Origin of the sequence: Thermosulfurimonas sp. F29, from assembly GCF_019688735.1 — a bacterium.
Classification (GTDB): domain Bacteria; phylum Desulfobacterota; class Thermodesulfobacteria; order Thermodesulfobacteriales; family Thermodesulfobacteriaceae; genus Thermosulfurimonas_A.
The window spans coordinates 286,683-304,428 of sequence record NZ_JAIFYA010000003.1 but is presented as its reverse complement, the minus strand read 5'-3'; the positions used below and the strand labels follow the sequence as shown (position 1 = coordinate 304,428).

17 protein-coding genes are annotated in these 17,746 nt (G+C 59.3%); 9 read left to right on the top strand and 8 right to left on the bottom strand.

The genetic code is table 11. The features are described from left to right. Positions 1-6: 6 nt before the first annotated feature. Positions 7-2,139 carry an LPS-assembly protein LptD gene (locus K3767_RS09905; protein ID WP_221173421.1) on the bottom strand — a complete coding sequence of 711 codons (2,133 nt, stop codon included), beginning with the start codon at positions 2,137-2,139 and terminating at the stop codon, positions 7-9. 38 nt (positions 2,140-2,177) lie between these two features. Between K3767_RS09905 and K3767_RS09900 the strand changes: the two genes are divergently transcribed. Further along, complete coding sequence (locus K3767_RS09900; RefSeq protein ID WP_221173420.1) at positions 2,178-2,975, top strand: NAD(+)/NADH kinase; 798 nt, start codon at positions 2,178-2,180, stop codon at positions 2,973-2,975. Here the strand turns inward: K3767_RS09900 and K3767_RS09895 are convergent. The 3 genes from K3767_RS09895 to K3767_RS09885 all read right to left on the bottom strand — a co-directional run bounded on the left by K3767_RS09895 (position 2,972) and on the right by K3767_RS09885 (position 5,353). Continuing rightward, a complete protein-coding gene (locus K3767_RS09895) occupies positions 2,972-3,364 on the bottom strand; it encodes a YtxH domain-containing protein (protein WP_221173419.1) in 393 nt (130 codons plus the stop codon). The genes K3767_RS09900 and K3767_RS09895 overlap by 4 nt on opposite strands. Positions 3,365-3,379: 15 nt before the next feature. Continuing rightward, the gene (locus tag K3767_RS09890) at positions 3,380-3,982 is read right to left on the bottom strand and encodes a hypothetical protein (RefSeq protein WP_221173418.1); all 603 of its coding nucleotides are present in this window, start codon (positions 3,980-3,982) and stop codon (positions 3,380-3,382) included. A 237-nt stretch (positions 3,983-4,219) separates the two neighbouring features. Continuing rightward, the gene (locus K3767_RS09885; protein ID WP_221173417.1) at positions 4,220-5,353 is read right to left on the bottom strand and encodes a putative DNA modification/repair radical SAM protein; all 1,134 of its coding nucleotides are present in this window, start codon (positions 5,351-5,353) and stop codon (positions 4,220-4,222) included. A 119-nt stretch (positions 5,354-5,472) separates the two neighbouring features. On the opposite strand from K3767_RS09885, the gene K3767_RS09880 reads away from it, so the two are divergent. Continuing rightward, entirely contained in the window at positions 5,473-6,126 is a 654-nt protein-coding gene (locus tag K3767_RS09880; protein WP_221173416.1) for a class I SAM-dependent methyltransferase, read from the top strand. Positions 6,127-6,210: 84 nt separating this feature from the next. Here the strand turns inward: K3767_RS09880 and K3767_RS09875 are convergent, their stop codons facing one another. Together K3767_RS09875 and K3767_RS09870 are read right to left on the bottom strand one after the other, a co-directional pair. Continuing rightward, positions 6,211-6,945 (bottom strand): ABC transporter permease, encoded by a 735-nt coding sequence (locus tag K3767_RS09875; protein ID WP_221173415.1) that lies wholly within the window; start codon positions 6,943-6,945, stop codon positions 6,211-6,213. Continuing rightward, entirely contained in the window at positions 6,942-7,793 is an 852-nt protein-coding gene (locus K3767_RS09870; protein ID WP_221173414.1) for an ABC transporter ATP-binding protein, read from the bottom strand. Before K3767_RS09870 ends, K3767_RS09875 begins: the two co-directional genes overlap by 4 nt. A gap of 41 nt (positions 7,794-7,834) precedes the next feature. On the opposite strand from K3767_RS09870, the gene K3767_RS09865 reads away from it, so the two are divergent. Continuing rightward, complete coding sequence (locus K3767_RS09865) at positions 7,835-8,350, top strand: DUF488 family protein (protein ID WP_221173413.1); 516 nt, start codon at positions 7,835-7,837, stop codon at positions 8,348-8,350. Here the strand turns inward: K3767_RS09865 and K3767_RS09860 are convergent. Further along, positions 8,341-8,841: an HIT domain-containing protein gene (locus K3767_RS09860; RefSeq protein ID WP_221173412.1), complete on the bottom strand. Its 501-nt coding sequence runs from the start codon at positions 8,839-8,841 to the stop codon at positions 8,341-8,343. The genes K3767_RS09865 and K3767_RS09860 overlap by 10 nt on opposite strands. 95 nt (positions 8,842-8,936) lie before the next feature. On the opposite strand from K3767_RS09860, the gene ccsB reads away from it, so the two are divergent. From ccsB to K3767_RS09830, 6 genes are all read left to right on the top strand, one after another. Continuing rightward, a complete protein-coding gene (gene ccsB / locus K3767_RS09855; RefSeq protein ID WP_221173411.1) occupies positions 8,937-9,857 on the top strand; it encodes a c-type cytochrome biogenesis protein CcsB in 921 nt (306 codons plus the stop codon). Between the two features lies 1 nt (position 9,858). Further along, positions 9,859-12,579 carry a hypothetical protein gene (locus tag K3767_RS09850; protein ID WP_221173410.1) on the top strand — a complete coding sequence of 907 codons (2,721 nt, stop codon included), beginning with the start codon at positions 9,859-9,861 and terminating at the stop codon, positions 12,577-12,579. Then, the gene (queA, locus tag K3767_RS09845; RefSeq protein WP_221173409.1) at positions 12,515-13,609 is read left to right on the top strand and encodes a tRNA preQ1(34) S-adenosylmethionine ribosyltransferase-isomerase QueA; all 1,095 of its coding nucleotides are present in this window, start codon (positions 12,515-12,517) and stop codon (positions 13,607-13,609) included. Before K3767_RS09850 ends, queA begins: the two co-directional genes overlap by 65 nt. Before the next feature lie 99 nt (positions 13,610-13,708). Further along, entirely contained in the window at positions 13,709-14,791 is a 1,083-nt protein-coding gene (locus K3767_RS09840; RefSeq protein ID WP_221173408.1) for a deoxyguanosinetriphosphate triphosphohydrolase, read from the top strand. 202 nt (positions 14,792-14,993) lie between these two features. Beyond that, entirely contained in the window at positions 14,994-15,785 is a 792-nt protein-coding gene (locus K3767_RS09835) for a phosphoribosylglycinamide formyltransferase (RefSeq protein ID WP_221173407.1), read from the top strand. Beyond that, entirely contained in the window at positions 15,782-16,867 is a 1,086-nt protein-coding gene (locus K3767_RS09830) for a histidinol-phosphate transaminase (protein WP_221173406.1), read from the top strand. Before K3767_RS09835 ends, K3767_RS09830 begins: the two co-directional genes overlap by 4 nt. Here the strand turns inward: K3767_RS09830 and K3767_RS09825 are convergent. Then, a complete protein-coding gene (locus tag K3767_RS09825) occupies positions 16,851-17,696 on the bottom strand; it encodes a helix-hairpin-helix domain-containing protein (protein WP_221173405.1) in 846 nt (281 codons plus the stop codon). The genes K3767_RS09830 and K3767_RS09825 overlap by 17 nt on opposite strands. Between the last annotated feature and the right edge of the window lie 50 nt (positions 17,697-17,746).

The following is a 17,746-nucleotide window of genomic DNA, read 5'->3' as shown; positions in this document are numbered from 1 at the left end:
TCAAGCTTACGGGCCCCGGGTAAAGGATCTTCCGTATCCCCCAAGACCCAGCAAATTCACCCAGAAGGAGAAACGGGTATCCTCCGGGGTCACCCCCAGAGAAATATCCACCGTGTAACAAGAATTGTGAAAAATTATTCCCATTCGAGCTGAGGAGGTTTCCGAACGGAGAAGATTGCGTGAGAGAGACCCGTAAAGAACAAGATGATTTCCCAGACCCTTTCGGACCGATAGATTGAGCTGTTTGACCCGGCGTAAACGATCCCTCTGGTAACTTAAAGAGAAAGAATCCAAGAGGACCTTATTGGTCGATAAGCTCAATTGCTGACGGGTGAGACCCAGTCCGTAGAAGTTATATACCCAGTCGTAACGGAGGCTCAAACGGGATAGCGTCCGGAGCTCAAATTCTCCGAAAAGGTTGGAGAAGGGACGCCGTTCCTCCCCGGCGGAAGCAGGAGATCGTGCGGCCTCTCGAAAGTCGTAGCGTTGAGATAATTTGAAGCGTACAAGATCCCAGTAGCGGGGCCCCATGGGAGAGTCCTTCCGGACCGTAAGGAACTGAAGCAGGCCGTATTCCAGATAATGGGCCGGAGGAAGACGATCTTCACTCACAAAAAGAGGAAGATCATCCTGATTCTTCGGAGGACGATAAAAGTAGCGTATATAGGGACGCAGGCTGTGTCTGAGTCCTGAAAGTTTCCATCTTTTAAAAGAATACACCCGGTATAATTCCAGAGCCGTCTCGGCTTCTATTTCGTAGAGGGTGCGGGTGAGGTCCTCGGTGGTACCGTTATCCCAGTCCACCGCGTAGCGGGTATGAATAAGACGATAAGTGGCCTGATTTTCAAAGGGTCCCACAGGCAGATTCAGTGTCAACTCCGGTGCCAGGTTAAGCCGAAGTCCCCGGGCTCCCTCCTCCCGGTACCAGTAGGCAGTCTCTAAGTTCCCGGAAAAGGTGAAGGGACCGAATAGGGGACGGGTCATAGAGAAGAGATGAAGGTAGGCAAGCGGAGAAAGAACCGTGCTCTGTCCCCGGGGGAGCACCCAATCCCGATAGACCCCCCCGAGTTCCAGGTAAGTATTTTCCCTTCGATGGGAAAGCCATAACCTTGAGGTGCGATAGCGCTGATTTCTCTCTTCCAGTCCTCGTCCGAACCACTCTAAAAAGCTTCGATGACTTGCCGGAAAACCCAGGGCACCGCCGGGAAATTCCTCCAGAAAGTCCCGGTCGGAGAGCAGATCGAGATCCAGATGGAGATCCGTGCGCGGAGAAATTCCCTGATCAATCTTCGCCACCACCCAATAGCGGGTACGGTTTCCGCGCACGATCCCGTCCCGGTTGTAATCATCGTCCTTGAGACGATCGTGAAGGTAGCGATAGCGGATTATGCCCCGGGTGGTTTCGGAAAGGCGCCAGCGTGCCTCGGCGGAAAAGAGAAGGCCCCGGCGGGAAAGCCACAAAGGATACACGGTGAAATCAAAACTGTCGTGAGGGGCGAGAAAAAACGGGACCTCGATTCCCACCCCGGTTCGGGAACCGGAGACCAGTCTGGGAAATAGAAAGCCGCTTTTACGCCGTGTTTTCACCGCTACGCTCACATAAGGACTTGCTGCAAGCGGAAGTTTTTTGACCCAGAAGGAGACCCAGCGGGCCCGGGCGTGTCCTCCCCGAATTTCCACCTTTCGAGCGTGAAAACTCCAGGGCGGTGACTCTTTACAGGTGAGCTCACAGGTAGTGATGATGGCCTGATAGGCGAGATAGTGATCCTCACCCAGACGGCGCATCCTCCGGGCCCGGACCCGGACCCGATCCTTTCGAATAAAGAGCAGAGCTCCGCCTATTTCTCCTTCACCGGAACGGAGATCCATAAAAGCCCAGCGCCCCTTCAGCCAGTCTCCGTGAGGGGTGAGAATCTTTACCGGTCCCCAGAGGTAGAGACGCTTGGTTTCCATCTCGTAGCGGGCTTTTGTGGCGAAGATGGTGAGGTCCTTTCCCGAGATAACCACCTGCCCCTCGGCCAGAGCCACCCTCCGATCGTGGTATATGATAAGTTTGCGGGCCTCGATGCGCCAGGCCGCTTTACCCGTCCCTGGCCAAAAAAGAATTATCAAAAGCAAAACTGCAGATACCGTTTTCACACTTTACCTTTCGCCCAGGGCTTCTAAAATGTCAACTGATGAGGGCTATACTGCTTTGTGTTAAAGAAGGGCTGGAACTTCCACCGGAGTTCCGACACCTTCTTAGACGAACGCTGGAGGAGAAAGGGGTACGGATCCTCACCCCCGATACCCGGAAAGGGGCCGAAGCGGTGTTGGTGGTGGGCGGAGACGGGACCTTCCTGCGTGCGGCGCCGCTCGCCTGGGAACTTGATGTCCCCATACTGGGCATAAATTTCGGGAAACTGGGTTTCCTTACCGAGGTGCAGCTCGATGAAGCCGAACTGGCCCTTACCCGCCTTGCCGCCGGGAAATTTTCCGTAGAGGAGCGACTGATGTTCCGCGTGCGTTTGGGCGAGGAGGAATTTCTTGCCCTGAACGAGGTGGCTGTTCTCAAAGGCCCCTTAGGGCACATGATCCATCTGAGGGTCCGGGCCGGAGAAGAATACCTTACCACTTACTACGGAGACGGACTCATAGTGGCCACCCCCACAGGTTCCACCGCCTATAACCTCTCCGCCGGAGGTCCCATACTCCATCCTCAGGCCCGGGCCCTGGTTCTGACCCCTATCTGTCCCTTCATGCTAAGCGCCCGCCCTCTGGTACTTCCCGCAGGAACCCCTGTGGAGATTCAGTTGATTAGCCCTTCCCCTGAAGTCCACCTGGTGGTGGATGGAAGCCTCCACCGGGAACTTCCTCCCGGCGGAAAACTCACCGTTAGGGAAGCCGAAAGACCCCTTCGCCTGATTACCTCCCCCACCCGGAGCTACTTTGCCATCCTGAGAGACAAACTCGGGTGGGGGGAAAGCAAGGTCTAGACCGAAGCCGCAGCCTGGTCTCCCTTAAGTTTCTGGGTCAGTTTCTCCTTCTCCCGGCGCATGGCCTCCTTCCCGGCCTCAATGGCCTCCTCCAGCACCCGCTTGGCCTCTTCCAGAGTTTCAAGACTCTTGCTCTTGAGCTCCTCAGCCTCGGTAAGCAACCTGGCCCTGAGCTCCTCGGCCCGCTCCTTGAGCTCCTCAGCCCGGATCTTCAGTTCCTGGGTCTTTTCCCGCACCCGCCCCCGGGCCTCCTCACCGGTAGCCCTGAGCCTCTCTCGAATCTCCTCACCACTGGCCGGTGCAAAAAGAAGCGCCAGCCCCGCTCCCACTAGCCCACCGAGAAAAAAGGCCGTAAGCACACCACCCACCGAAAAACCCTTCTCCGCCATCTCCATCACCCCCTATTAGATTTGTTTGCGACGAAAAGGCCAGACCTTCGAGATTACCTTCACCCCTTCTCGAACCCCGGCCACGGCCGCTGAAAGCTCCACCACCAGATTGCGCACCTCGCGATTGATGGTCTCCACCGCAAGAGTGGCGGTGGTGCTTACCTCCTTAACCGAACGGGAAAGTCCCCGAACGGCCTCCACCAGATCGTCCAGGGCCGAGAGTTTCTCGTTGGCTCCGGCAAGCAACCGCTCGGCCTGAGAAAGCGTTTGCTCCGCCCGGTAGAGCACCCGTGGAACCTCTCCGGACACCCGCGCCTCCAACGCCTCCACCAAACTGTCCAGCCGCTCCAGTCGTCCCTTTATTTCCTCGGAGAGATCCCGGGCGATCTCCCCGAAGGAATCCATGAGCTCCTTTACTGCCCCGGGAAGAATCATCAACTCCTCGCTCAAACGATTCACCCGGGAAAGAGTTTCCCGAGCCGTGGCTACGGTCTCCTCCGAACGGGAAACCAGACCCTGGGCCCGCTCGAGTACTTCCTTCAGCTTCCAGAGCACCATCACCAGGGCCAGAAGAACCAGAATCCCCACTGCCAGCAGGACCACCACGAGCGTTTCCATGTGCTTCCCCCTTTAGGCAAATTAACACCTATCTTAAATATCATCACCCCTGAGAGAGTTTCAAGCACGGGAGGATCTTTTATTCCCTCTAAGGGCCTGCCACAACAACCTCTCCCTGATCCATAGAACATCCTTTTCGCAGGGTAAAAATTCGCTTTGAGGTCTCTTCCCCGTCTAAATTACTGGAGACCTTTCCATCCGGAATGCCCGGGTAAAAAGATTACCCGGGGAAAGGGCTCAGAAAAGGGAAAGCTGGCGAGGGAGATAGCGGCCTCCCAGAGCGATGAAGGGAAGCGCCCGGGATAGCTGCACCCCGGCCCGACGCAGCCCTTCAGGGGTAAGGACGGTCCGCCGACGGGCCTCCAGAATGCGACGAGCGGTCCGGGGACCTATACCGGGCACGCGGAGAATTTCCTCGTAGGAGGCACGCAGGAGGTCCACCGGAAAGAATTCCGGATGCCGTTCGGCCCAGACCAGTTTGGGATCCCTATCCAGAGGTAAATTCTTCCCCGGTTCAAGCAATTCTCGATAATCAAAGCCGTAGAGACGGAGGAGGTAATCCGCCTGATAAAGACGGCGTTCCCGGAGAAGGGGAGGGGGAGCCCCTGGAGGGGGAAGGCGAGGGTCCCGGTTGGCCGGGATGTAAGCCGAAAAGTACATTCGTTTCAGGAGCCCCTGTCGGTAAAGATTCTGAGCGGTACGCAGGAGATCGTAATCCGTCTCCGGGGTGGCACCCACGATGACCTGAGTGGTGAGGGAGGGAATTCGTCCCTCCTCCAGGGCGAATTCCCGGGCCTGGGCGAGAGCCCGGATCAATCCCCCTTTTTCCTTGCCCGGGGCTAGTCGGTGAAGAGAACGGCGCTTCACGAACTCCAGGTTCACGCTTACCCTGGTGGCCAGTCGCACCGCCTCCCTAACCAGCTCCGGAGAAACCCCGGGAAGAATCTTCAGGTGAAGATAATGCCGAAAGGAAAGGTCCCTCCGAAGGATGCGGGCCGTCTCCACCAGGCGTTCCATGGTATCGTCCGGACAGCCCTGAATGGCGGCACTCAGGAAAATTCCCTGAACGAGCCCCCGGCGGAAGAGCTCCCGGGCCACCTCGGCCAGCTCCCGGGGCTCAAAGGCCGTTCGGGGTACCCGGTTGGAGGCCCTGTTCACACAATAGGCGCAGTCGAGACGGCAGCGGTTGGTGAGAAGCACCTTGAGGAGCGGAATGCGGCGCCCAAGGGAGGTATGCGCCAGATAAATACCCGGAAGATGCCTGCGGCCCTCCAGGGTAAAGGGAAGATCCGGGGCAAGTCCGGTTCCGGTGCAGGAATGATCGTAACTGGCCGCCGCACCCAGGATCTCGAGTTTTTCCCAGAGCGTCATGAGACAGAAGACACCACAAGCCTCCCCTCTATTTTACCACAGAGGCCATTTATCGCCCTGTTTTTATTTCAATGTTAAAATGCCTGTCCGAATTGAAACCCGGGAAGCACGGAGGAAAAATGAATCCCTCCTGGGAAATTTTTGATCAGCTGGCCGAAAGATATGACCGGTGGTATGAAGAACCCTTTGGGGCCTCAGCGTATGCACTGGAACTTGATGTGTTAAAAAAGCTTGTGAAAAACTTTCACCGGGGGTTGGAGATAGGGGTAGGAACAGGACGTTTTGCCGCCCCCCTTGGAATATCCTGCGGCATTGATCCCTCTTACAGTATGCTGAAGATTGCCCTAAAAAGAGGCATAACCGCCGTCCAGGCCAGAGGGGAAGACCTTCCCTTTTCAACTCACACCTTTGACCTGGTTCTTCTAATGGTCACTCTATGTTTTGTGGATCGTCCGGAGGATGTGCTTCGAGAGGTGGCAAGAGTTTTGCGTCCGGGGGGACGCCTCGTCCTCGGCCTCATCCTTAAAGAAAGCCCCTGGGCCAGGTTTTATGAAGAAAAAGGTAGAAATGGACATCCCATTTACAGAAGGGCTCGTTTTTACTCCTTTGTAGAGCTTTCGAAAATGCTATCCGAGACCGGTTTCGTTATTGGAAAGATATTAAGCACCCTTTTTGAACCTCCCCAAACGGAAAGGCCTGTATCAAATCAGGAAGTAAAAACCGGATTTTACCCGGGGGCCGGCTTTTTTGTCCTCTCAGCCCGAAAAGGCTAACAAGCCTTTTCGGAAGTTCCGCTTTTTCTTTTCCCGTAAGACGATCGTTCCTCCGTGGATCACACGGAGGTTGACTTCGAACCGCTAATCCCGGGCCCGGTCCACGGAGCGGTAGGCCAGAATCACTCCCAGAAGAGCCAGAATCGCCAGAAGAGCCAGGGAAGACCAGGGAACGGTCTCGCCGTAAGCCGCGGAGCGGATCACCCGCGAGGCATGAGTGAGGGGAAGGGCCTTGAGCGGCCACCGGGCCCAGGCCGGAAGTCCCTCCACCGGGAAAAAGGTCCCTCCCAGGAAGACCATGGGGGTGATGATGAAATTGGTGACCAGGGCCTGATCGGCGTGAGAGCGGATGAGCATGGCGGAGGTCACCCCCAGAGAGGCGAACACGAAGGCGTTGAGGAACACCCCCAGGAAGAACCAGGGGCCGAAGTGAAGGTGTATCCCGGCCAGCGCCGTGATGGCCAGGATGACAAAGGTGGAAAGGAAGGCCCGGGTCACCCCCCCCAGGATCTCTCCCAGCACATAGGACCAGTTGGAAATGGGTGCGGCCTGAAATTCCTCGAAGATCCGTAGATAGAAACGGGCCACATTGATCTCCACATTGATGCCAAAGCCCTGCATCATGGAGGAGGCCGCCACCACCCCGGGAACCAGAAATTCCAGATAGGGCCTTCCCCCCACGGTTAGATTTTTGCCCAGCCCGAAACCGAAGGCCACCAGATAAAGGGTCGGTGATACGGAAAAGGAAAGAAGCATCCGGGGAAGTCGGTGCCAGATGATGAGAAGTTCCCTAAGGTAGACGGCAAGGAAGCCCTTCATACCTTTTTCCCGGTGAAGTGCAGAAAGGCGTCCTCCAGATTTACGCGCCGTATGGTCACCGTCTCCCCCGAACGGGAGAGCTTCACCGCCTCTCTTTCCGCGGCCTCCCGGTTCGCGAAAAAGCGGGTCTTGAGCCCCTCGGGGGTTACCACATCCACGGCCACCTCTCCCAGGTGAGCCATGAGGTTCCGGGGGCTATCCAGGGCCACGATGCGTCCCTGATCGAGAAAGGCCACCCGGTCGGCCAGGAACTCGGCCTCCTCGATGTAATGGGTGGTAAGGAGCACTGTGGTGCCCCGGGTCTGGATCTGTTTGATGAGCCCCCAGAGGCGGCGACGGATGTGCGGATCGAGCCCGACGGTGGGCTCGTCCAGGAAGAGAATGCGCGGTTCGTGAAGGAGCGCCCGGATGATGAGAAGACGCCGGCGCATCCCCCCGGAAAGGGTCTTCACTTTGTCGTGACGCCGCTCCCAGAGCCCGGAAAATTCCAGAAGTTCCCGTCCCCGGCTCCGGATGGTCCCCCGGCTAAGTCCGAAAAGGAAACCGTGGATGAGAAGATTCTCCCACACGGTAAGTTCCAGATCCAGGTTGGTGGCCTGGGGCACGAGACCGGCCATTTTCTTGGCCGAAAGCGGCTCCGCAAAGATATCCCGGTCAAAAAAATAGGCCCGGCCGGCGGTGGGCCGGGTGAGACCCGTGAGGATCCTTATGGTGGTGGTCTTTCCGGCCCCGTTCGGGCCGAGGAGAGCAAAGAGCTCCCCCTCCCTGATCTCAAAGGAGATCCCGTGAAGGGCCCGAAGTCTCCCGTAGTCCTTGATCAGACCTTCCACACGCACCGCGATCGCCATAGATGGGCTATGATTAAAACAGAAAATACCGGAGCCCTCAAATGGAAAAGGTCCTCTACACCATAGGACATTCCCGGCACGATCCGGAAACCTTCCTCAAACTCCTAGAACGGTTCGGAATACGGGTGCTGGCGGATGTAAGGCGCTGGCCGGGGTCCCGCAAGTTTCCTCATTTCCAGAAAGAGGCCCTGCGGGAATGGCTTTCCCGCTCCGGAATCACCTATCTACACCTTCCCGGTCTGGGAGGCTGGCGACGCCCTCGATCGGACTCTCCCAATACCGGTCTCGAAAACCCGGGGTTCCGGGGCTATGCGGATCACATGCACACCGTAGAATTCCGGGCGGATCTCGAAAGGTTGCTTGAAATCGCCCACCGGGAAAGCACCACGGTGATGTGCGCCGAGGGGTTTCCCTGGCGCTGTCATCGCTGGTTCCTTGCCGATGCCCTGCTTCTGAAAGGTTTCCGGGTCCTCCACATCCTGCCGGAGGGAGCGGTCAGGGAACACCGTCTCCATCCCCGGGCGCATTCCCGGGGAGGAATTCCGGTCTATCGCTGACGCAGGGCCTCGAAGTGGGGAAAAAGCTTGCGATAGGTGGCCAGAAGATGTTCCGGGATCACCCGAAGGTCCGCCAGCACGGCCATAAAGTTGGCGTCCCCCTCCCAGCGCGGAACGATCTGAAGATGAAGGTGATCCGGATATCCGGCCCCGGCCACCTTTCCCAGGTTGAACCCCACATTGAAGCCGTCGGGCTTAAGCACCTTCCTCAAAATACGCAGACAATGCTGGGCCATCTCCATCAGGTCGGCTATCTCCTCCCGGGTAAGGTCCTCAAGCTCGGCCACATGTCGTCCGGGGGAAACCAGGAGGTGGCCCGTATTGTAAGGAAACTTGTTCATCAACACCAGGACCCGTTCGTCCCGGTAAAGGATAAGTCTCTCCTCGTCGGGAAGGTCTCCCTCCGGAGGGCAGAAGATGCAACCCGGCTCCTTTTTCCCGCCCACATATTCGGCCCGCCAGGGGGCCCAGAGGACCCGTCTCTCCTCCATGTAGCGCTAATTTAACACAGGGTTAACCGGGTGCAAATTGCGCGATCCGGGACCCTCTGTTAGAATGCTTCTAAACCGAGGCGGAGGTCTTTCACATGCGTATCAGAGAAGTCCTGGGAGGAATCCTTCTTTCCGTCGTCATTTATGTCCTTGTCGCCGCAAAACGCGGCACGCCCTGGGTACCCAACGCCTATCTCCTGAGCCTGGTCACCTTTATCTATCTGGCCGCGGGGGCGGCCTACCTCCTCCACTGGATCTTTTCCTGGGAGGGAATGGGGCGCGTGGCCTCCTCGGTGGCCTGGTCCGGACTCGTTCTCAACACGGTGGGCTGGGTCCTCCGCTGGTGGGAGTCTCATCAGCTGGGCTACGGGCACATCCCGCTCTCCAACCTCTACGAATCCCTGATCTTCTTCGCCTGGGCCACCATGGCCGTGTACCTTTTTCTGGAGCTCAAGTTCCGGGGCAAGATTCTGGGAGCGTTCGTGGCCCCGGTAGCCTCCCTCATCATGGCCTACGCCTCCTTCGGAACCAATACCGACATCGAACCCCTGGTCCCGGCCCTTCAGAGCAACTGGCTCACCGCGCATGTGATCACCTGCTTCCTGGGCTACGGAGCCTTTGCCGTGGCCTTCGGTCTGGGTCTGGTTTACCTGTTTCGTCCCCAAACTCCGGGCCCCGGGTCCCTCTGGCGGCATGTGCCCGGAAAGGAAGTCCTGGACACCCTCATGTACAAACTCATCCTCTTCGGGTTCTTCTGGCTCACCGTGGGGATCATCACCGGGGCGGTCTGGGCGGATCAGGCCTGGGGCTCTTACTGGAGCTGGGATCCCAAGGAGACCTGGTCGCTCATTACCTGGTTCATTTACGCTGCGGCCATTCACGCCCGGCTTACCCGGGGCTGGACCGGGAAACGCATGGCCATGCTGGCGGTGGTGGGGTTCTTCGCCGTGCTTTTCACCTACTTCGGGGTGAACTTCTGGCTTTCCGGGCTGCACAGCTACGCCAGCGCTTCCTAAGTTGCGATTCCCCGAGGTCGGCGAAAGGTATCTAGAACGCCTGCGGGAAAATCTGGGGGAGGAACTTCGCGAGCGCGTCCTCTCCTCCCCCCATTTCTCCCTTCTTCTGAAAGTGGTTCGGTTTTCTCCCTACGCCGCGAATCTCCTTTCCACCCGGGAGGAGGTCCTGAGGCCCTTTCTTGAGAAAGACGGACTTCGCCCCCTTTCCGGGCCGGGGCTCAGGCGGCGTCTTTCCGAAAAGCTGACCCCCCGACCGGACTTCCGGGAAGCGGCCCGGATCCTTCGTCTGGAAAAGCAGAGGGAAGTCCTGAAGATCCTGGCCCTGGATCTGCGCGGCGCCCCCTTCGAGCGCACGGTGAAGAGGATCAGCCGCCTGGCGGAGGGACTCCTCCGGGCGGCCCTGGAGTACCTCTGTGCGCGTCACGGAATCCCGGAGGAAAAACTCCTGGTGCTGGCCTTCGGAAAGTTCGGAGGCCGGGAGCTAAACTACGCCTCGGACATAGATCTCGCCTACTTCCACACCCCCGGGCTTCCCAAAACCGCAGTTATAAAACTCTTCGAGGAACTCACCCGCCTTTTCGACGCCCTGGTGGAGGGAGACCGCCTCTGGCGGGTGGATCTGCGTCTGCGGCCCGGAGGAAAGGAGAGCGAACTCAGCCTTTCGCTCCCCTATGCCCGGGAATACTATCTTTATCGGCTTCACCCCTTCGAAAGACTGGCCCTGATCCGGGCTCGACCCGTGGCCGGAAATCTGGCTCTGGGTTATCGGTTTCTCGCGGATCTTCGCCCGGTAATATATCCCCGTTACCTGGACTTTGCTTATCTCGAACACATACGGGAGCTGAAGGAGCGCATTCGTCGCGAGGCCCTCCGTCGAGGCGCGGAAGACGACATCAAGATCGGGGAAGGGGGTATCCGGGAGGTGGAATTTCTGGTACAGGGTCTCCAGAGCATCTACGGGGGGAAACACCCGGAACTCCGGGTGCGCCGGATCACCCTGGCGCTTAAGCGTCTTTCCGGGGCGGGTATCCTTTCGGAGGAGGAAAGTCGCTTCCTCGCCGAGGCTTACACCTTTCTTAGAACCGTAGAACATCGCCTTCAAACCAGGTACTTTCAGCAGACCTTCCGTCTTCCCAGGGAACCGGCGGCCCTTGAGGAACTCGCCGCGGCGCTGGGTTTTACCGAAACGGAGGAATTTCTGGCGCGCCTTAACGAAATCCGCCGCCGGGTCTCCCGGGCCTTCGCGGAGTTCCTGGCCCCCACCTGTCCCCGGGAACGCTCCGAGCTGGTGGAAGAACTGCAAAAAGCCCTCCTTTCCGGAGAGGACCTCCCCCGGCTCTCCTCCTGCGCCTCCCTTCCGGAACACCTCCTGCGCGACCTCCATCGCCAGCTAAGGGCCTCCGGAGGCCCGGTTGCGGCAAGAAGAGCGGCCTTTCTCCGGGAGTTGCTCGCGCCTTTTCTCGAGGCGGTGCTGGAAAGCTCCTCCCCTCCCAGGGCCCTCTCCCGGGGGCTCACCTTCTTCGAACGGCTGGGAGGCCGCTTCGCCCTCTTCGCCGCCTTCCGGGAGAGACCGGATCGTCTCAAGGACCTCCTCCAGTTGCTCACCATTTCGGATTACCTCTGGAGCAAACTGGAAACTCATCCCGCGCTGGCCGAGGTGTTCTTTGAGCCCGGGACCTTCCCTTCCCGGGAAGACCTGCGGAGACTGCTATCCCGCCCCTACGACGAGGCCCTGACGGAGATACGGACGGTTAAGGAGGAAACCCTGGTGCGGACCGCGGTGGAACACCTCCAGGGGAAAACGGCTCTCTCCGTGGTTCTCCGGCGGCTTACCCGGGTGGCCGAAGGCTTCACCCTCCTCACCTACGAGATAACCCGCAGGAAGCTCGAGGAGGAACTTTCCCGGAGGCTTCCCGGGACCTTTGCCGTGCTGGCCCTGGGCAAACTGGGGGCCCGGGAGATGGGGTATCGTTCCGATCTGGACCTGATCTTCGTTTACGAGGGCCCGGGGGAGATGGCCTTCCTTTCGGCCCGCCTGGCCCAGCGATTCCTTTCCTACCTATCCCTCGGGCTTCCCGCCGGAGAGGGGTATCCCGTGGATGCGAGACTGCGTCCCGAGGGACGCAAGGGTCCCCTTACCACCACCGCCGAAGGGCTTTTGCGCTACTGGCGGGAGGAGGCCGACCTCTGGGAACTCGTGGCGGCCACCCGGCTCCGGTTCGTGGCCGGAGACCGGGAACTGGGGCATCGGGTGGAGGAAGGGCTCCGGAAAATCCTCTCGGGGCGTCGTCTTTCGGAGAAAGACCGGAAGAAACTCCTTGAAATGCGTCTTTACATGGAAAGGGAACGGGCCCGGGAGGACGAAGAACGCATAAACCCCAAAGTGGGCCGGGGGGCACTTGCGGATCTCGAGTTCCTGGCCGCTCTGGCCCGTCTGGAGACCCTCGCCGGAGATTCCTCCTTCGCCGAAACGCACACGCCCGAACTGCTGGAACTCCTCCCGGAGGGAAAAATTCTTCGCCAAAATTACTACTTCTTGCGGGAAGTGGGAGAACGGCTTATCCTTCTTTACGATCCGAAGGAGGAGGATCCCGTCTATTCCCTGAAGGACCTTTCGGCCCTTGAGGTCTGGCTGGGTCCGGGGTTGCGGGAACGCTATGAAACCGTCACCGAATACAATCGCAGAGCCCTCGAACGCCACTTTCTCGGAGGATCTTCCTGAGGACTTTCGACTGGAGGCCTACCACTACGAACTTCCGGAGGAACTCATCGCCTATCATCCCCCGGAGCGGCGGGAGGAATCCCGGCTTCTGGTGTTACATCGGGATAGCGGTCGGATGGAGCACCGGAAGCGTTTTTCCGAAATAGAGGAATATCTCCGCGCCGGGGACCTTCTGGTCTTAAACGACACCCGGGTGTTTCCGGCCCGGCTTACGGGACGCAAGGAGACCGGAGGGAGGGTGGAGATCCTGCTCCTTGAGCTTCCGGAATCCGGAAAACCCGTTCCGGCCCTTTACCGGGGGAAAAAACTCCTTCCGGGTTACCGGGTAATCTTCTCCGAGGAACTCTCGGCCCGGGTTCTCGCCAAAACCCCGGAGGGGAAACTGGAGCTCCTTCTAGAGGGCCCGGAGGATCTCCTTTCGGCCATAAAACGGGTGGGGAAGGCACCGCTTCCCCCTTACATAAAACGGGAGCCCCGGGAAAGCGACCTCTCCCGTTACCAGACCGTTTACGCCCGTCGCGACGGCTCCGTAGCCGCCCCCACCGCGGGCTTTCACTTTTCGGAGGGTCTGCTCGAACGGCTACGGGAAAAGGGCGTGCAACTGGCCTTCCTCACGCTTCATGTGGGTTACGGGACCTTTGCCCCGGTGAAGACCCGGGACATCCGCAGGCACCGTCTCCACAGGGAATATGTGGAGATTCCCGGGGAGACCGTGAGGGCCGTGGAGGAGACCCACCGGAGGGGGGGACGCGTCGTCGCCGTGGGCACCACCACCGTCCGGGCCCTGGAGTGGGGAGCACTTTCCGGAAGGCTGGAGCCCCGTAAGGGCTGGTGTGACCTTTACATCTATCCCGGGTTCCGCTTCCGGGTGGTTCAGGCCATGATCACCAATTTTCATCTTCCGGGTTCCAGTCTCTTAATCCTGGTCTCCGCTTTTGCCGGGCGCGAACCGGTTCTCAAAGCCTATCGGGAAGCGGTCAAACTACGCTACCGTTTCTTTTCTTACGGTGATGCCATGCTCATCCTGTAAAAATAGGATCCGATCCTATTTTGGAGGCAACACATTGAAAACGCATCGCTCTCATCTAAGAATAGGAACAGAAGTACCAAAAGTACGGGTGACCGAAAAATGGGATCCGATCCTATTTTAGAGAAAGGCAGTAGTATTCGGGAGAGGCTGGAGCGAGAGGAGGAAGAGCGGCTTTCGCCCTGGGCGGCCAGGGCCCGTCGTTCGCGGGGGCGCCCGGTGCGGGAGCCGGAGTGTCCCCTGCGTACCTGCTTTCAGCGGGATCGGGATAGAATCATCCACAGCAAGGCCTTCCGGCGCCTCAAACACAAGACTCAGGTCTTCCTGGCTCCCACCGGAGACCACTACCGCACCCGGCTCACCCACACCCTGGAGGTGGCCCAGATCGCCCGCACCATTTCCCGGGCCCTCCGTCTCAACGAGGACCTCACCGAAGCCATCGCCCTGGGACACGACCTGGGGCACACCCCCTTCGGACACGCCGGAGAGGAAGTTCTCAACGAACTCGTCCCCGGAGGGTTCCGGCACTACGAGCAGAGCCTGCGGGTGGTGGATTGCCTGGAAAAGGAAGGCCGCGGCCTCAACCTTACCCACGAGGTGAGGGACGGAATCCTGAAACACTCCAAGGGCCTGGGCCCCATACTGAATACCGGAGAAAAAGACCGTCCCATGACTCTTGAGGCCGAAGTGGTGAGGCTGGCCGACCTTATCGCTTATGTGAATCACGATCTGGACGACGCCCTGCGGGCCGGAGTCATCCGGGAACGGGACATCCCACCGGATCTCCTGCGCATCCTGGGGCGGAGACACGCGGCCCGCATCAACACCATGGTGACCGACCTGATCCGGGAGACGCTGGCTGCCGCCGACGGCCGCCTTCACCTTTCGGATCGGATCCTGAAGGCCCTTACCGATCTGCGCTCCTTCCTCTTCGAGCGGGTCTACCGGGCCCCGGAGGTGCGCCGGGAGTTCGAAAAGGCCCGCAGAATCCTGATCGAACTTTACGAATACTACCTTCACAGGGATACCGTGTGGGAAAGGGAGATGCCCTGCTATTCCCGGGGAGTGCCCAAGGAAAGAATGGTCTGCGACTTCATCGCCGGCATGACCGACCGCTACGCCCTCTATCTCTACGAAAAGCTCTTCCTCCCCAGACCTCACCCCCTCTTCATTGAACGCCACTAAAACTGAGGGTGTTCGAAAACCCTTATCCCCCTCCCTTACCCTCCCCCAGAGGGGGAGGGAACCTGACCCCCCTCCCTCCGGGAGGGGGTCAGGGGGAGGGTGCAAATAAAGTCAAACGGGAAAACTCTTCCCATTTTCCGAACACCCTCCACTAAAACTTGCCCCGGCGGGGAAAAGAAGGTATGAAATTTGAGGGAGGAGCATGTACCGTCTGGGCTGGTTTTCCACCGGAAGAGACGAAGCGGCGCGATGGTTGCTCAAGACGGTCCACGACCGCATTCGCGAGGGATTTCTACCCGCGGAGATCACCTATGTGTTTCTCAGCCGCAGGCCCGGGGAGAGTCGGGAATCGGATATCTTCCTCGATCTCTGCCGGGAATTGAACCTGCCCGTGATCCACCTCTCGGCCAGGGAATTCGAGCCCGAACTCCGCCGGAGGGATCGGGAACTCTGGCGCACCCTTTATCACCGCGCGGTGCTGGAGAAGCTCCCCGAAGAGGTGGACCTGGTGGTGCTGGCCGGGTACATGTGGGTGGTCTCGGAGGAGATGTGCGAAAGGCTCCCCATGATCAATCTCCATCCGGCCCTTCCCGGGGGGCCCAAGGGGACCTGGCAGGAGGTCATCTGGCAGCTCATCTCGGCCCGGGCCGCGGAAACCGGGGTCATGATGCATCGGGTCACCCCGGTGCTTGACGAGGGGCCGGCTATAACCTTCTGTCGCTTCTCCGTACGGGACGAATCCTTTCGCCCTCTCTGGGAAGCCTGCGAGGAGAAACTTCTTTCGAAGGGACTCTCTGCCCTCATCTCCGAGGAAGGCGAAGCGGAACCCCTCTTTCGCCGGATCAGGGAGGAAGGGGTGCGGCGCGAGCTTCCCCTCATCGTTTACACCCTTAAGGCCCTTGCCGAGGGAGAGGTCGATCCGAGAAATCCCGGGCGTCCCCTGGATCTGTCCGGACGGATCGAACGACACCTCCGAACCGGAGAGTGGAGGTGATCCGGGGCCACGGGGGCGAGATTTATCACCTGGCCCGGGAACTGGGTCTCGCCCCGGAAGACATCCTCGACTTCAGCAGCAATGTGAGTCCCCTCCCCCCGCCGGAGGGACTTTACCGGGTCCTGTCGGAGCACCTCCGGGAGATCGAGCACCTGCCCGAAGTGGACAGTTTCGCTCTGCGAAGGGCCCTTTCCGAGCGTTTCGGCCCTCCGCCGGAGGCCTTCTTCCCCTCCTCCGGGACCACGGAATGGATCTTCGCCCTGCCGGAGGCCCTCGGGGCCCGACGAATTCTGATCCTTACGCCCACCTACGCGGATTACGAGGACGCGGCCCGACGCGCCGGAAAAGTCCCGCTCTTCTTCCCGGCCCGTGAGGAGGAAGACTTCCGTCCCCCCCTCCAGGAGCTCGAGGCCGCCGCATCCCCCGGAGATCTGGTCTTTCTCTGCAATCCCAATAATCCCACCGGGGCCTTCCTAGAAAGGGAATCACTTCTCACCCTGATCCGGAAACACGGGGAGACCTTCTTCGTGGTGGACGAGTCCTACCTCCCCTTCGCCGCCGAAGACCGGGAAAGCCTCCTTACCGCGAGTCCCTTTCCCGAAAACCTGGTGGTTCTCTTTTCCTTCTCCAAGATCTATCGCGTGCCCGGACTCAGGCTGGGCTTTGCCGCGGCCGGGGCCGCTTTACGGAAAAAACTGGCTTCAAGGGAGCTTCCCTGGGCGGTAAATCGTCTGGCCCAGGTGGCCGGGGAATATCTGCTCCGGCAGAAATTCCACGAGGAACGGGTGCGCCGATTCGTCTCCGAGGAAAGAAGGCATCTCGCCGAAAGGCTTTCCGGCCTGGGACTCCGGACTTTTCCCTCCCGGGCCAACTTCCTCCTGGTCAAGCTTCCCCCGGGGACTTCCGCCCCCCTTCTCCGCGACCGCCTCCTCCGGCAACATCACCTCCTGGTGCGTTCCTGTCACAACTTCCGGGGGCTTTCCGAAGAATACCTCCGAATCGCCCTGCGAACCCCGGAGGAAAACGAAAGGCTTCTTCATGGCCTGGCGCGGGAACTTCCGGCCTTCAGGGATCGTTACTGAGGAACCGGAGCACCTCCTCCGGAGCGTGGGTTCTCAAGGCCTCCCGGTAAAGACCCTTCTCAAGACGATACTCGAGTTCGGCGAGTTTCTTTTCCAGCTCCTGATTGATGCGCCGCAGGCGCCTGTATTCCGCCCAGCGTTGAAGAAATCGCCCTTCGCCGATCCGGAGACCATATTCGGTACGAATTCCCCGTCGAGCCCGGGGAGAATTTCTGAGAAGGAGGTGCATCACCTCGCGATTTTCACGAGTCTGTTTTTTAAGGCGAGCAATCTCGTTTTTAAGCCGGGTCTTCTCCCGACGGTACCATTCGATGTCTCGCCCCAGAATGTCCGTAGCAGGTTTCGCCGGACCGGGGGTTAACCTCTGCCCTAACCCTCCCGAGGAATTTTCCGAAGGGCTTGCCTCACCGAGGGCTTTCCCGGCGGGAAAGGGAATCCTTTTGGCCCGGGAACGATAACGCCGGGGGATTTCCTCCGGAAACTGAGTGAAGTGAACCACTCCCTTTTCGTCCACCCAGCGGTAGATGGAACCCTCCGAAACCGGAGCGGAGGAGGGTCCCTCGCCCCCGCCAGGACCGAAATTTAGGTAGGGCCGCAGCCGTTCCAATCGGTGGGGACCGATACCCTTAATAGCCAGGAGATCCTCGGGGCTGCGAAAAGGACCGTGCCTCCGGCGATACTCCACTATTCGACGGGCCAGCACCGGCCCGATCCCCGGAAGCCCGGCAAGCTCTTTCTCCGTGGCGGTATTGATATCAAGCGCCCATAAAGAAACAGCGGCACAGAATAGAACCAGGAGAGAAGAAAATACAAGTACCTTCTCTCGCATCAAAAAGATTTAAGCTCCGGACCGAATAAAAGTAAAGCCCCCTCAATTCG